Annotated in this window: 8 protein-coding genes; 6 read left to right on the forward strand and 2 right to left on the reverse strand. The window is 51.5% G+C overall.

Annotated features, from left to right (window positions below):
• Positions 1 to 21: 21 nt before the first annotated feature.
• From GZZ87_RS18225 to GZZ87_RS18240, 4 genes are all read left to right on the forward strand, one after another.
• A complete protein-coding gene (locus GZZ87_RS18225) occupies positions 22 to 759 on the forward strand; it encodes a PEP-CTERM sorting domain-containing protein (protein ID WP_162025922.1) in 738 nt (245 codons plus the stop codon).
• Positions 760 to 1,422: 663 nt separating this feature from the next.
• Complete coding sequence (locus tag GZZ87_RS18230; RefSeq protein WP_162025921.1) at positions 1,423 to 4,371, forward strand: PDZ domain-containing protein; 2,949 nt, start codon at positions 1,423 to 1,425, stop codon at positions 4,369 to 4,371.
• A gap of 5 nt (positions 4,372 to 4,376) precedes the next feature.
• On the forward strand, positions 4,377 to 6,845 hold the full coding sequence (locus GZZ87_RS18235) for a sulfatase-like hydrolase/transferase (RefSeq protein WP_162025920.1): 2,469 nt from the start codon (positions 4,377 to 4,379) through the stop codon (positions 6,843 to 6,845).
• Positions 6,846 to 6,873: 28 nt separating this feature from the next.
• Positions 6,874 to 8,898 (forward strand): sulfatase-like hydrolase/transferase, encoded by a 2,025-nt coding sequence (locus GZZ87_RS18240; RefSeq protein WP_244648074.1) that lies wholly within the window; start codon positions 6,874 to 6,876, stop codon positions 8,896 to 8,898.
• Positions 8,899 to 9,152: 254 nt separating this feature from the next.
• Here the strand turns inward: GZZ87_RS18240 and GZZ87_RS18245 are convergent, their stop codons facing one another.
• Both GZZ87_RS18245 and GZZ87_RS18250 read right to left on the reverse strand, forming a co-directional pair.
• Positions 9,153 to 9,806, reverse strand: a complete 654-nt coding sequence (locus tag GZZ87_RS18245; RefSeq protein ID WP_244648075.1) for a response regulator transcription factor — start codon at positions 9,804 to 9,806, stop codon at positions 9,153 to 9,155.
• The gene (locus tag GZZ87_RS18250; RefSeq protein ID WP_162025919.1) at positions 9,803 to 11,800 is read right to left on the reverse strand and encodes a histidine kinase; all 1,998 of its coding nucleotides are present in this window, start codon (positions 11,798 to 11,800) and stop codon (positions 9,803 to 9,805) included. The genes GZZ87_RS18245 and GZZ87_RS18250 overlap by 4 nt, the downstream gene beginning before the upstream one ends.
• Before the next feature lie 550 nt (positions 11,801 to 12,350).
• On the opposite strand from GZZ87_RS18250, the gene GZZ87_RS18255 reads away from it, so the two are divergent.
• Positions 12,351 to 14,987: a glycosyl hydrolase 115 family protein gene (locus tag GZZ87_RS18255; RefSeq protein WP_162025918.1), complete on the forward strand. Its 2,637-nt coding sequence runs from the start codon at positions 12,351 to 12,353 to the stop codon at positions 14,985 to 14,987.
• Between the two features lie 361 nt (positions 14,988 to 15,348).
• Positions 15,349 to 15,570 carry a hypothetical protein gene (locus GZZ87_RS18260; protein WP_162025917.1) on the forward strand — a complete coding sequence of 74 codons (222 nt, stop codon included), beginning with the start codon at positions 15,349 to 15,351 and terminating at the stop codon, positions 15,568 to 15,570.
• Positions 15,571 to 15,688 lie beyond the last annotated feature (118 nt).

The following is a 15,688-nucleotide window of genomic DNA, read 5'->3' on the forward strand; positions in this document are numbered from 1 at the left end:
AATCACGGACTTACGACTCCTATGCTACAAACCCCCCATAAACTCACCCTCGCGCTGGCTTGCGCTTTAGCACTTCCATCACTTTCCCACGCGGCCATTGTGGTCACGGGCTATAAGGCAGAAACGGCCGATACAGCCGCCTTTCCATCCGGCACAACGGGATTTATCGATCCCAGCTCAACGGATCTGGCGAATAACAACAACGTCGCTTTCGACAGTTTTACCCTAACCGGATTGACTGTTGGTCAGGCGAACATCCTTACCGACGGCGCGGTGGGTGTTGGTAACAGCGGCACTGGTTTTAGAATTCCACTTGGAGCATCTGCAACGGATTCCTTCACTATCAATTTTGATATTAGCACGAATACATTAGGATACGATATTACTAGTGTGAATACCTATGCGGCATGGACTGTCGCTGGAAGCGGACGAGCTAATCAGGGTTATACAGCGACGGTGTCTTTCGCGGATGGTATTACTTCAGATTTAATCATAGCAAGCGGAACGCACGAGAACAATGCTGCCCCGATCAATGTTTGGACTCAAGTGAGTATCACTGAAGATACCACTGGTATTATTGCAAGTGGTGTGAAGTCGATTACCTTCAGTAACTTCGACGCCTCGAATTCTGGCGGAGACTCGCAATATCGTGAATTTGATGTGATCGGTGTGGCAACAGTCGTTCCCGAGCCTAGCAGCTACGCATTGCTCGCCGGCCTTTTGGGCATGAGCTACGTGATGGTTCGCCGTCGCAAGTAAGGTTCACTCAAGTTTAGTATTTAAGGCTGCACTTTCGGGTGCAGCCTTTTTTCGTCCTGAAGAGTGGGCGCGCTCAGTCGCGTTCCGCGACGCACCACGTGGTTCGAGCGCGATAGTGGCGGTTATTTGTATAGGTGCTTTGGCTCTGCCGCGTAAAACGCTTCGCTCACGCGGCAGGCTGGTTTTCTAATCACCGATTTCACCGATAGACACAGATCTAAAGCACCGCAGCTTCACAGGACTTGAGACGCCAGGATTCCGTCGGTTCTGTTCCCTTAGAGGGCAGCAATCATCAACAGTCATCCTAGTAATCGACGATGAACTTTCTTTCACATGCGTCGGGCTGGATAAGCATTACATTAGCGTAAATAAGCCTGCCGCGTGGGACGAAGTCCTTTACGCTGCGGTTCCCAGCTATGCTGGGTCTGTGCGGTTTCCGGAATCGGAGAAGAGCACTCAAAATGCCTTTAATTGATCTAGCTAGCGTAAATTAGAGGAGACAAAGATGTGTATGAGGATCTTCCAGTGCATAAAGCCTTCGCGTTTCTTCGCGTCCCTTCGCGGGCAAAAAAATACAGGCATCCCCCTTGTATGGGGGGGTATACAACGCGAGGGAATTGTAGTAATATCACACGTTTATAAAGAATATATAATTTCACGACTATGACAAAATCAAAGACGACTCAGCAGCCTAAAAAGGCATTTGTTGGAATCGCTGCACTGTGCAGCTTGGTTCTTGGATCCAGTTTACATGCTATGGATATTTATGTTAGCACCGATGGCTCGGATGCTAATAGTGGCCGTGCCGGTCAGCCCGTAGCCTCACTTGCTGCGGCGCAAGGCAAAGTCCGTGCGGTTGCAGGCAAAGAAGCGGTCACCGTGCATGTAGCGGATGGGATCTACTACCTTCCAGAAACGCTGGTTTTTACGCCAGCAGACTCGGGGTCTGAAAAATCCCCAGTCATCTATAAGGCAGCTACCGAAGGTGGTGCCGTGCTCAGTGGTGGTTCGGAGCTCAAGCTATCTTGGCAACCCTACAAGGATGGGATCTACCAAGCGCAAACGCCAGCAGGGCTGGAGATTGACCAGCTCTTTATCGATGGGCGCAAGCAACGTATGGCGCGCTATCCGAACTTCGATCCGGCGAAGAAGGCCGAACCCTATCAAGGCTACGCGGAAGATGCGGTTTCCAAGGAACGTGCAGCACTCTGGGCGAATCCGGAGGGCGGCTATATTCACGCGATGCACCGCTCGCGTTGGGGCGGCTATCACTACCTCATCACTGGCAAAGATGCTTCGGGCGAACTCGTCTTTGAGGGTGGTTGGCAGAACAATCGTAAAACTTCGATGCATAAGGAGTTTCGAATGGTCGAAAACATCTTCGAAGAACTCGATGCCGAGAACGAGTGGTATCATAATGCCCAGGCAAACACGCTCTATTATCAGCCTGCCGCGGGCACAGACATCCACTCGGCCAAGGTCGAAGTGGTGCGTCTGCGTCATCTAGTCGAGTTCCAAGGTTCAGAAGCGAACCCAGTCAAACACATCACGCTGCAAGGGTTCGTTGTGCGTCATGCCGCGCGCACCTTCATGGACGTCAAGGAGCCACTCTTACGCTCAGACTGGGCGATCTACCGTGGGGGTGCTTATTTCCTGACGGGAACCGAGCATATCCAAATTTTGGATACCGAATTCGATCAAGTGGGCGGCAATGCGGTCTTCGTGAATAACTACAACCGCAATGTGCTGGTTAAAGGCTGCCACATTCACGATGCGGGTGCCAGTGGTGTCTGTTTCGTTGGCGACCCAGATGCGGTGCGTGATCCGCTGTTTGAATATGGCCAGAAGAACGATCTCTCTAAAATCGACCGCACGGTCGGCCCGAAGACGAACAACTATCCAGCGGACTCGACCGTGGAAGACTGCTTGATTCATGGCATCGGGCGCGTGGAACGCCAGCCTGCTGGTGTGCTGATTGAAATGGCGATGGGAATCACTGTGCGCGATTGTTCGGTCTACGACACGGCTCGCGCCGGAATTAACATTGGCGACGGAGCGTGGGGCGGGCATCTGATCGAGCGCTGCGATGTGTTTGATACGGTATTGGAAACGCATGACCATGGCTCCTTCAACTCATGGGGGCGCGACCGCTACTGGCGTTCGGATCAACCCACTTCTCAAGCCGCGGTTGATAAAGAGCCAAACCTTCCATTCTTAGATGCAATGAAGACCACCACTATTCGTGACAGCCGCTGGCGCTGCGATCATGGTTGGGATATTGACCTCGATGACGGTTCAACCAACTACGACATTTACAATAATCTTCTTTTAGGAGGTGGCTTGAAACTGCGTGAAGGCTTCCGTCGCCATGCATGGAATAACATCACAGTGAACAATGGGCTGCATCCCCACGTCTGGTATTTTGGTAGTAAAGACCAAGTATATAGTAATATCTTTATGCAGTCACACCGAGCGGCTCGTATGAACGAGCCGTATACCGATGGCACGCGTGTGGACGAAAATTTCTATGCGGCTAACCCGGAGTCCATTATGAAGACTTCTGATAAGCTTGGTTGGGATAAGAAGTCGATTTTCGGCGACCCCATGTTTGTTGATCCAGCCAGCGGAGATTACCGAGTGAAAGAGGGATCACCTGCCTTTGAGGTCGGCTTTAAAAATTTCCCGATGGATCAGTTCGGCGTGAAAAAGCCATCGCTCAAGGCGATTGCCCGCACTCCAGAGCTTCCCGTATTAAAGTTCGCGGGGAAAAGTGCTTCGAGCAGTAAGCCAGTCAAAGCGGAGCCGCTTAGCCTGGCATGGTTGGGTGCTACTTTGAGCGAACTCTCTGGCGTTGAGTTTTCCGCGTATGGTGTGAGTCAAGAGGAGGGCGGTCTGGCTTTGAGTCATTTACAGCCGGGTTCTGCGCTGGTCGCAGCAGGACTGAAAGACGGCGATTTGATTCAGGGGATCAATAGTCAACGCGTCAGCAATAGTAACGATCTCTTTCAGTATCTCGTCTCGAATGTGGAGGACTCTTACGAGCTCACCGTTGTTCGTAATCAGCAGAAGGTGAATGTGCGCATTGTGCCGGATCGCGATGTGATTGCTGAAACCAGTCATGGAGCCAGAGAATTTGCTGAACTGCCATTGCCAGCTCAAGCGTCTGGCACAGTGACGGCCAATATGAAGACGAGTAACGAGCCATTGACGACATTAACGGACGGACGGGTTGCGAAGAGCTTCGGTGCGATTTTTGGCAATACCGTCCACAATGGCATGTATCAGATGGACTTGGGCGCAGTGAAGCCTGTTCATGCGGTCACGAGCTGGGCTCACAATATGGCAGGGGTGCGTGGCAAGCAGAAGCTGACCATTTATGGCAGCAATGCCTCGAGCAATCCAGGTTGGAACTTGAAGCAATACACGGCACTTGGATCGATCGATACCACTGCGCTCAGTATGAAAGACTATTCGGCAGCCTCCTTGCGCGCCCGCTCTGGCAAAAGTCTCGGCAACTATCGTTGGATCATCTGGGCGGTCTCGCCGATTAGCAATGCTGGTGGCGGCGAGAATACAGCATTCCAAGAACTTGGGGTCGAGGTTGCGCATTAAAAAATATGGTTAAGAAAACATCTCTTTCTGTCATCTGGTTGGGGGCGGCTTTAGTGGCATCTGCTGCTGTAACCCATGCCGCGCGGCCCAATGTTATCCTTGTGATGACCGATGATCAGGGCTACGGCGACCTTGGTTGCCACGGCAATCCGATCTTGAAGACGCCGGAGATTGATAAGCTGCATGATGAAGGGATTCGTTTTACGGATTTTCATGTCAGTCCGTTTTGCACGCCCTCTCGCGCGTCTTTGATGACGGGGCATCATGCCGGCCGTTCGGGTGCGTTTCGCACCACAGGTGGGCGTTCGGCAATGCATCCGGATGAACAGACGGTCGCGAATCTCTTTGCTGATCATGGGTATGCGACTGGTATGATTGGGAAGTGGCACCTCGGCGATAACGCGCCGCATCGTCCGCAAGACCGCGGCTTCCAGGATGTGGTCTGGCACCGCTGCGGGGGAATCGGGCAGGGGTCTGACTATTGGGGCAACGATTACTTTGATGATGTCTATGAGCGCGTCACGCCGGGGAGCCGAATCGGGGAATTTGAACAGTTCGAAGGCTACTGCACGGATGTCTTTTTTCGCGAAGGCATGCGCTTTATTGAAGCGAATCAGGAGACGCCCTTCTTTCTGTATCTATCGCTGAATGCGCCACATGGCCCTTACCGAGTGCCAGCAGAATGGGCGCAGCCCTATAAGATCCCTGAAGTCAACAATCCGAATTTCTACGGAATGATCGCGAATATTGATTACAATATGGGGATTCTACGCCGCAAGCTGGATGAACTAGGCCTTGCGGAAAATACGATTCTCATCTTCATGACTGACAATGGAACCTCGGCCGGTGCGAAATTCAATGGTTTGGAGTCCGAAGCGGTGAAGGGCTACAACGCGGGAATGCGTGGTAAGAAATCGTCCATTTATGAAGGTGGCCATCGGGTGCCATTTTTCATCTACTGGCCAAAGGGCGAGCTGCAGGGCGGCAGTGATATCGATACTTTGACTGCACACATTGATGTGTTGCCGACCCTAGCTGAGCTGTGTGGCATTTCGGTTCCGGCCGACTACGCGCCGGACGGACTCTCTGTGGTGCCGCTCTTAAATGAATCCAATGAGCCGTGGTCTCGCGATCACTTGATTCTGCAGTTCCATGGTGGTGCGTATGGGCGCAATCCACTGGACAAGCCGTTTGCGGATACCGTTGTGATGTCGGAGCAGTGGCGTTTGACGAATTCAAAAAAGCTGGAGCTACATGACATCGTTGCAGATCCCTCACAGCGCGAGGATGTGTCGGCAGACTACCCTGAGGTGGTCGAGCGCTTACGTGCCTTGTATGATCCATTTTGGGAGTCCGTATCGCCCCGATTGGTCGAACCCGCACGGATCGATATCGGCAATCTGGATCAGAATCCCACTGAGCTGTGCTCACAGGATTGGTATATGAAATCGGGCTATCCGCCTTACTCCTTTGGTCAAATCGGGAAACTGCCGCGTGTGGTCGCACCATGGCGCGTGGAGGTTAAACGCCCTGGACGCTATCGCTTTACTCTCCGTCAGTGGCCTGACGCGGCGAATAAGCCGGTGATTGCGGTGAGTGCCAAAGTCGAGATTGCTGGACAGACGCAATCGGGACCAGTGACCTCGGGATGCAAAGCAATCGTCATCGAAATGGATCTACCTGCTGGCCCCGCGGAGTTGTTGACTTACCTTTACGATGAACAAGGCAAAGCGGGTGGGGCCTACTTTACCGATGTCGAATGGCTGGGTGCGAGTGACTCGCTGCCCGAAGCATCGGCTGTGCCTCAGAGTGTGGGGCGTGTTTCTGTTGTAGCAAAAAAGGCTTCATCAGCTCGAGTGAATCCCAATGCCGCAGCATTTGATTTCAAGAGTATCAAGGATCAGACCTCGTGGACAACCGATGCATTTTCGGATGCCTCCAAAACGATTTGGGACGGCACCGATCTGAGTGGAAAGACGCTAACATTTTCAGGCAATAACTTTGGCTATAATGACTCCATGAAGGCGGTGGATTTTTCAGGATCCACGATCCATACCACTGGCAATCAGCCTTTCCTTTTTGTTGATTTGAGCGGTGCCGATTTTTCAGGCGCAACACTCAATCTCAAAGGATCGTCTGGTAAAATGGCTGCCTTCCGCGACGCGAACTTAGCAGGTGCGAATTTTTCCAATATCACATGGGGTGGTTCGACGAACGGGCTGACTGAAAAGACGGAATACTTTTTCAGTGGAGGCTCTGGTGCGACGACTGCTGCCGATAAACACCTAGCCGTCACCTTTGAGGGCGCTGACCTGAGCCGTATTACTGGCGCTGCTAAAGTCGCAATGATTCAGAATTTAGGCAAATTCGATGGCACGACTGCGATCGGCGCCAAATATGATGACTCTACCTTAACGAAGTCTGGATGGGCCGCAGCAGAACTCGATGCTGCCGGGTGGCAGCGGGTGCGCTAGTCGTTTTAATTGAATAAAAAAAGATAGTATGATGAAAAACTACATAATGATTGCGGCTGCCACGATGTGTGCCGCCCTTGCGCAGGCAGAAACATCGGTGGTGATTGAAAGCGCCTCGTCCTCGAGTGGCTTTAAGCAACTGACAGTTCCTCCGACAGCCCATTATGGGCAGTCTGGACTTGGTCGTAAGGTCACTACCAATCATGCGACCAGCAATGACCCGTTGCGTGTGTTGATCGACGGCAAACTGGACGAGGACTTTGGGCCGATTTTTGGGAATGGCGTCAATGACGGTGCTTACAAGATGGACCTTGGCTCAGTGCGGCCAGTTACAGCCATTACGAGTTGGTCGCATAATCAAGTCGGGCGACGTGGTGCGCAGAAATTGACCATTTACGGCAGTGCTGCCACGACCAATCCGGGTTGGGATTTAAGCGCTTACACGGAGCTAGCAAAGGTGGATACGGGTGCGCCCGATGCGGCATTTACTGCCGCCTCGCTGCGTGACAGCGATGGGGCTTCACTCGGGCATTTTCGCTGGATCGTTTGGGCCGTCTCTCCGTCAGCAGCGGGGGAGAATACTGCGTATCAGGAATTTTCAGTCGCAACAGAGCCTACCGCAGAGGAGCGTGCATTCGCCGCGATCAAGCGCCCGAATATTGTCTTTTTGCTGACGGATGACCAACGTTGGGACACGCTTGGCTGCTATGGACGCACCGACGTGCGCACGCCGAACATCGATCAGCTGGCAGCGCAAGGTGTGGCCTTTGATAACGCGTTTTATGCGGTGGCCATTTGTATGCCAAGTCGCGCCACGATGTTTACTGGTCGTTACTTCTCAGATCATCGATCCGGCTTCACCTATCCATACAACCGCACGATCCCCAGAGAAGAATTTGATGACAGCTACCCGGCTAGGTTGAAGGGAGTGGGTTACCGCACTGGATTCGTCGGTAAGTTCGGCATTCGCTTGGAAGGTTCCAATCGTTCGGCCACTGATTACTTCGACTATTTCGTTAGCGGCAACAACCCCATCGTGCCAAAAGATGATCCAGGCTTGAAGCATATCTATCGCAAAGGCCGCCCAGCAAATGAGCGGACCCTGAAGAAGGGGGACGCGATGATTCGTTTCCTTGAGACCCAGCCGGAGGGCCAACCGTTCTGTCTCTCTATTAGTTTCGATGCGGTGAAGAATGATAAAGATGCCGACATGTATCCGCCGCACGTGGCGCTCTTTGAAGGTCAGGAAATGTGGGTGCCAGATAATTGGGTCGAAGGGAAGAGCGAGCGCTTGCCCAAATTGCTCGACCATTGCCGCGGCACGTATTTGCACGTCGCACGCACATCCACACCAGAAGAGTATCAACGTCGCGCACGTCGCTTTGCGGTGCAGGGCTATACCGTCGATAAGCAAGTCGAGCGTCTGGTGAACAAACTAGAGGAGATGGGAGTCATGGATAATACGATCATTATCTACACGAGCGACAATGGCCGCTTTCACGGTTCTCAAGGCCTGTTTGATAAAGCGATCCTCTATGAGGAATCGATGAAGGAGCCACTCATCGTATTTGATGGTCGTGCGTCTGCCAACGGTCAGCGCGGCACTCGTGTCGATGCGATGGTATCCTCGGCCGATGTTGCCCCCACCATTCTATCTTTGGCGGGCCTAAAGGTTCCTAGTCGTATGAAAGGCGTCGATTTGAGCGGCCTGTTAGATGGCACTCAGGATATGTCTGTGTGGCGCGACAGTGTCCTCATGGAGAACTTCTTCATTCAGGAAATTCACTCGGCTGGCGTTAAGAAGCACCCTGATATTCCTGGGCTCAATGATGAGATCATTGCAGGGAACCGATCCTATCGCACTCAAGGTGTGCGCACGGAGCGCTTTAAATATTTCAAATACCACGAGCACACTCCTGTGATTGAAGAACTCTACGATTTGGAGGCAGATCCATACGAGCAGAATAACCTCATCAACAATCCAGAATTTGCATCTGTCCTTGCGGATTTGAGGGAGCGGACCGATGAGCTAATGAGTGCTGCCACTAAATAGTATTGTTTAAAATTGATCCAAAAATGATGAGAACGTTTTAAAATAAATCACTTTATCCTATCGTAGAGTTGATGGGGTGTTTTGCTCAAGCCGCAGACATTCTCTTCGCCCCGAGTGCGGCGGATAGAAACTGCGGCGGAGCCGAGCAACTCTTGGCCTCTCTTGCGGCGGCTCAAGGTAAGCTCCTTGCAGTTGCGAGTGATGGAAATCCAGCAGGTGGGCGTAGGCCCGACGATCAACGGAATGTCGGTTCCTTATTTAAACAACCCGAGTTTGTGAGCCGCGTTGACGGCAGCGGGGCCGTTGTTGACGTTTAACTTTTCGTAGATGTGCCGGACATGGGTGTCGACTGTTCGATAGGAAATATCCAATTTGTCGGAAATTTCTTTTTTAACGAAGCCTTCGGCCAGCAGGCCGAGGATCTCCATTTCACGGTTTGTCACTAGGCTCTGAACTTCCGTTTTCTTTAAATTGGTGCGGAGTTGCTTCAATAGATAGTTCGCGACTCGGGGGTCGAGAGAGGAGCCGCCGTCCATGACTGTGCGTATGGCCTCAATCACTTGAGTGACTGTGGATGATTTTAGTAGATAGCCAGATGCGCCTTCAGTGATCGCTTTTAATACATCTCCTTCGTTGTCTGATTGACTTAGAATAATGATTTGAGCCTTTGGCATGGCTTTCTTGAGCCGTGGAATCGCTTCTATGCCAGACATACCTGTCAGTTGTAGGTCGAGTAGTATCAGGTCCGGTATATTGATGTCTGGCTGATCGTGCAGCACGCGGAGGGCAAACTCTGCTGAGCTGTATTGGTTGGTGACCTCCATGTCAGGCTCGTCGGCCAGAGAGAATTCTAAGACTTCGCGGAATTCGCGATTGTCTTCGATTAACATGATTTGAATTTTTTTCATCTTTTGAATAGTCTAAATTTAGCTAAGTCTAGTTTAAGTTGTATGTGAGTTCCACTAGGTTTGACCTGTTTGTGTTTCAACGTGGCACGCATGAAGCGGGCTCTACGTGATAAGGATTTAGGGATGTCTTCTAGATGGCCACATCCGTTGTCGATAATGGAGACGATGACTGACTCCTTTTTCGCAATGATACGAATGTAAACGCGAGTCGCCATGGCATGTCGATTGATATTCGTCAGGCACTCTTTGAAAAATAAATAGAGATCGAGGCGCTTGCGTCGTGGTAATGCATGTAGGTGAGCCTTGCCTTCGATGTGCAGACGCACTTCATAATCACTCAGCAATCGCTGTGCGTCCTGTTCTATTTCAAGGACTACGTCTTCACAGATACTTTCTGCCTCAAGCATATTGGTGCAATGACGTGCAGCTGCGCCTGTGCGTTCTGTTAATTTTCGAATGCGGCGCACCGATTCAATTAATCGCTGAGGCGCATTGATGGAGCGTTCGGCGACATCGCCTAGCATACCGATCGCGTGTAGATTGGCTCCCAGCTCGTCATGTAGGTTGGCCGCTATCCGCTCGCGAATGCGGACTTCTTTGCGATAGCTGAGCATGCGGTTATAGGGGATGGTGAAGACGATCAGTAAGAGCAGGCAGACGGCTGCAATAATTGCCCAGCGTAGTAGGACTTTTTGTCGAGCGTATCGCTCCGAGAGTTCTGCTTTGACCTGATGCAGTGTGCTTTCGAGTTCATGGCGCCTCACCAACTCGCCGAGCCATTGTCGTTGAGGTAGGATTTCTCCATATATATTTAGACCATCAGTGAGGGCCGAAACCGTATGGCCGTTTCTGCTTAGTTCGAAATTTGCTAGAACGGATTTGTTTGTCGCAATGTTCAAACCGTCCTGTAGCACCTCTATTTCTGCAAAAGCAAGGCGTGTGCCCTGGACTTTTCCATCGTAAATGTATGGTTCGAGTGCTGTGAGGCGGATGTAACGCGCTGACTGCTCAGGGAAATTCCATGACACAAAGGGGCCGATTTCGAAAATAGAATTCAGATGCGCTTCCAATAGTAGAGTCGCGTCGGCGAAATCTGCACTGTTTGAGCTCTGGAGAATGAAATGGATTGGCATACCAAACTCACCTGCATGCGTGGTTGGAACGGTGTCGCTTTGATCTGCGCCGTGCAACCGAACCCCCGATACGGAATATTCTTCTAGTAGATCTATGGTGATCGAAGGTTTGTCGCCGATGGCGACTGGGCTCACGTAGGCTCTGCTTTGTTGGCTGGAACCCGAATTTATAAGGTAAGGCAATATGCCATCCACTAAGGCCATCGCATTGCGTGCACGGCTTTCATATTCTCTACTGGATGTCGTTACTGGCTTGCGTAAGGCACGATCCACATCGCCTTCAAATGCCATAATATCTGAGATCTGAAAGACATACCGATCGTCTAAGGCGCGCGGACTCAAACGTGTGGCTGCCACTCGAATCCATGAGATGGGCTCGCCGGCCAAAGGGATTTGTAGCGGTGAAATTCCCGTAAAGACATCACTGTCTGAGTTGTATTCATAAACGACTCTCCCCACCGCATCCCCTTCGGTGCCGATGGATACGGTGAAATGCGCGGGAAAGGCATCGCTCACAAAGCCTGTGGTATCGCGCCACAGCGTGGGCACGATAAAAATCGTATCGATTGGACTGTCCGCTTGTAAGTCGACTTGAACCCACTCTAAGTGGTCTGCCTCCGCATAGCTGGGCGAGCGATAGCCGACCGCACCGATGCCGCTATTTAGACTGATATGAGCGAGTGCTTGAAGCTCGGATTCGATCTCGACCTTCAGTTGTTCTAGTTCGGGTAGCCAGAGGTCAGAAAGTCCCGATTCGGACAGGCTTGGCGATGCATTCAGCAGGGGGAGGCTCAATGTATAGATACAAACGGCTAGAAATATTCTGATAGTATTCAAGGGGGGGATGAATTGCTGGTGCATTCGTGTGGAAAATCACTTCGTAGAAGTGAGCACCGATTAGGACTAGGTATCTGCCTTTGATTGTCGAGCGACAATCATCGAAGACGTATTCCTGTGTCACCGCAATATACGCGCAAGGAGACTGTCTCACCAATAGAGATATAACGATTGTTGACGTCATAGTCTTCATCTTACTCATAATCTTCATCCTCTGATAAGATTCGTAAGGCCTTCACTTTCATAGTTTAGATTATGATTACCATGAAGCGGCAGATTAAGAACGCGGCAGATATCGCACTGACTTTCTTAGGCGACAGTGATTTTGAGATCGTTTCCACGCGCGATCACCACGCAACTGCCGATCCATGTGGTGACGCGCTTGTTGGCTGTCCTACATCAGAGTTGCACCGAGCCGATGGATCACACTACATAAAACACAATCAGCACAATGCGGTTTCGTTTCTTGAAAGGTGTCAGATAGTGTCGATATCTCGCGAATACGCGCGATAGGCAGGCGGCAGCGTTTCAGCTATTATCATTCACTTCACTATTTTAACAATCCCCCGAAATCATGAAATCCACGCTACTCGCAGTTCTATTCGTATTTGCGACCACTCTTCTCGCCAGCCATACGCAGGCGTCTATTACAATCAATGGTGATACGCCATGGTTAGTCATGGAAGGGGACTTTGAACAGCCTCCAATTCAGGAGGCGATCCGCGACGCGGAGCGCGACTGGTATAAAGTCTTCGGCCTCCCTCCGGTGATTTTCAGAAATAGTATTCCCTCACATTGGCAGGGGCCTGTCTTGATCGTCGGGTCGGTGGAGAATACCAAGAAATTGGTCGATATTCAGGTGCCAGAAGGCCCCGAGCAGCATGCAGTCCGTTTGGCAGATACCGGCAAGAACCCGGTGATCGCTGCAATTGGGCACGACACACGCGGCACGATCTATGCGATCTATACTTTCTGTGAAGAGGTGCTCGGCATCGACCCGATGTATGTGTTCACCGACAATGTCCCCGAACGACTCACCGAAACCACTTTTACTGAAGCGGACGAATATGTCTCCAAGACGCCGACCTTCGAGAATCGTGGTTGGTTCATCAATGACGAGGAGCTGCACGACGGTATGCATCGCGACCCACTCAATGGTAACGTCATCTCAATGGAGTGGATGGATAAGATCCTCGAGTCGCTGCTGCGCACCAAGGGCAACATGATTGCACCGGAATCGGCGCCATACTCTGATGCGACGGTCTATGAGCTGTGCAAGCGCCGCGACGTCATCATTACCTTTCACCACATCCTGCCTGTGGGCTTGAACATGATGGATTGGCCAGAAGATGTCCCATTTTCGTATATCAATCATAAGGACATTCTCGAAGATGCGTGGCGAAAGTCCGCACTCGCGTTGGCCGATAAGAAAGTTGCTTGGATCGTCGGCTTCCGTGGGGAGTCCGATGGAGCCTTCTGGCACAGTGATCCCGCTGCGCCGGAAAGTGATGAGGAGCGTGCGGCTGTCATTTCTGAGGCGATGCACAAGCAGGTGGAAATTATTCGCGAGATCGACCCCAATGCCACCATTGTGGCGGCTCTCTGGAACGAATTAGGACGATTCTACAATGCGGGTATTCTAGAAGTGCCGGTAGGTCTTACCAAGATGTTTGCCGATGACGGTCGTGGCTACATGCGAGATAAGGGCGATGGCTCCGATTTGGATCCGGGCGATGGGCTCTATTATCACGTAATGATGCAGATGAATACGCAGAACCGCACGACCGAGGCTGTTCCGCCAAGTCGTATTTATAAGGAGCTGCGCCGCTACGTAGAGCGCGGAGCGACTAAGTATGCGATCATCAACGTGAGCGGCATCCGTCCCGCAGTGATGTCGGTCGAAGCGATCAATGATTTCATGTGGGATGCAGAACCGTTCTTGGAACAGTCGCCTGAAGCAGCACAGCGCGAATACCTCGAAGATTGGTATGCTCAGACGTTCTCTCCCGAGCTCGCTTCGGATCTGGCCGATCTCCGTGAATATTACTATCATATTCCTTACATGCGTGATGAGATGCCCAATCCACATCGTTGGCGCGGTTCGCGTGGCGAGCACTTGATTCAGCATATGACTCAGGAGCTTTTGAAGAAGTATGGTAAGTCGATTGAGAAGGGGGATGATATTTCAGATTTGGGTCAATTTCCTGAGATCATGCGTCAGGCTAAGGCGCCCTTGGTGGAGACCGCCGAGTTTTTCCCTGGCCTGTGGCAGCAGACCAAAGCGCTCGAAGCCCGTATCCCACAGGATCGTAAAGACTTCTACCAAGCACATTTCATTTATCAAGTTGCGGTTCATCAATACTCCTGCCTGATGTTGGGCGATGTCGTGGAGGCTTTTGAACAGTATCTGGTAGATGGTGATCCGAAGGCATTTGCCCATAACTTAAAGCCTGCGCTGGCTGAGTTGGAGAAGGTAATTGCAGAGGCCCATAAAGCTGAATACGGCAAGTGGGATACGATGTTCATGCACGTCCGCTTGATGGACATATGGCGCACTCGTTTACTCATCAAGCAAGTGATTGCTCGCATCGAAGGCACACAATATACGGATGGCTATCGCGGATACTTGAGAGGATCCTTCTGGGGTTCTGCGCAGAGCTATATGGATCAGGCTGAAGGCACGTATCCATATTTCTACAAGCACACTGGTCCTGGACTGGATGTCTTAGAGAGCGGTGAGCCCTTGCCAAAAATTAGCCTGAAAGAAGCCTACAAAGACAAAGTGCTGTCGGCGGGTGGCCCGGTCGAGAAGACGGAGTTCGCCTCCGAGGGACTCTATTCGGTGCTTCCTTATGGCTTTAATAATGGCGTAGAGATCTGGACAGACCGCCCATACAAGGTGAGTGGAGTGCCGGATGCGCTGAAGGGCGCGACCTTAATTCAGGTGCCTATGGAGGATCGAGCTAGTCAGGCCTCGAATCTCATGCAGATTACGCTCAACAAAGATTGCAACGTGTATGTCGGCCTGAAGGATGAGATGCGCATTCCACCGGAATGGTTGTCAGGTTGGACAAATACGGGCAAGCGTGTGGATGCCAGTAACGCCTTAGTGCTTTATAAGAAATCTTACAAGGCAGGGGAAACTGTCGTGCTTGGATCGATCGTCGGTAGCGGAGTATCTGCGATGTATACCGTGATCATTCAGGAATAGTAGCTTTTGTATGAATCAGGCGTCTCTACTTTTATTGCGGGCTTCTTGTCGCATCAGTGCGGCAGGAAGCGGCTCGCAGGTCGAAGGTAAGCCAAGGCGTAGGCTTGAGCGGTTGCGACATTTCTCCTGTGAAATCTGAATGAGGCTAGGCTGACCGAATGCAATACCCCCACGGATCCCGATGGCTTTTAGTCGCACTGCTTTGCGTGGGAGTCGTCGTGGTTCTATGTCGAGAGCTCTTCATTCCGGAGTCCTCTTCAGAGGCACGTGTGGATGAGGCTATTACGTAGGATCCTTTGGTTGGAGCGTCGATTCGAATCAGCTTCTCGTTTCTGATGTCACGATACAGTCACCTGAAGCGTTGAGCGCAGAAACACACTCGCAGCATAATTCAGCAGAATTGATTCGTTATGCGGGCAGTATACCCGTAGTCGAACTCCCGGCTCATCTGAATCTCACAGGTAGCGTGTCGCCGGGAGTATCGATTGGCACAGCTGTGGATGGTGTGGAGCCGATCACCATTACGATTGATCATTCATCGCCAGTCTATGAGTCCTTTTTCTGGAGGCTTAAGGCCGAATGAAATGAGTAGGCATGGCAAAGTGATCTAGCTTGGAACCCTAGTCGGCGTATATACGCGACCTCCGCTATCGCGAAAACACGCGATACAAAATGCATTGATTGCATGGCCTAAACTTACG

It is taken from the genome of Lentimonas sp. CC4, assembly GCF_902728235.1.
Classification (GTDB): domain Bacteria; phylum Verrucomicrobiota; class Verrucomicrobiia; order Opitutales; family Coraliomargaritaceae; genus Lentimonas.

Excerpts from the sequence above, each read along its gene's own strand:
- GZZ87_RS18225 (WP_162025922.1), top strand. The coding sequence starts at position 22 with ATGCTACAAACCCCCCATAAACTCACCCTCGCGCTGGCTTGCGCTTTA.
- GZZ87_RS18230 (WP_162025921.1), top strand. The coding sequence starts at position 1,423 with ATGACAAAATCAAAGACGACTCAGCAGCCTAAAAAGGCATTTGTTGGA.
- GZZ87_RS18235 (WP_162025920.1), top strand. The coding sequence starts at position 4,377 with ATGGTTAAGAAAACATCTCTTTCTGTCATCTGGTTGGGGGCGGCTTTA.
- GZZ87_RS18240 (WP_244648074.1), top strand. The coding sequence starts at position 6,874 with ATGATGAAAAACTACATAATGATTGCGGCTGCCACGATGTGTGCCGCC.
- GZZ87_RS18245 (WP_244648075.1), bottom strand. The coding sequence starts at position 9,806 with ATGAAAAAAATTCAAATCATGTTAATCGAAGACAATCGCGAATTCCGC.
- GZZ87_RS18250 (WP_162025919.1), bottom strand. The coding sequence starts at position 11,800 with ATGCACCAGCAATTCATCCCCCCCTTGAATACTATCAGAATATTTCTA.
- GZZ87_RS18255 (WP_162025918.1), top strand. The coding sequence starts at position 12,351 with ATGAAATCCACGCTACTCGCAGTTCTATTCGTATTTGCGACCACTCTT.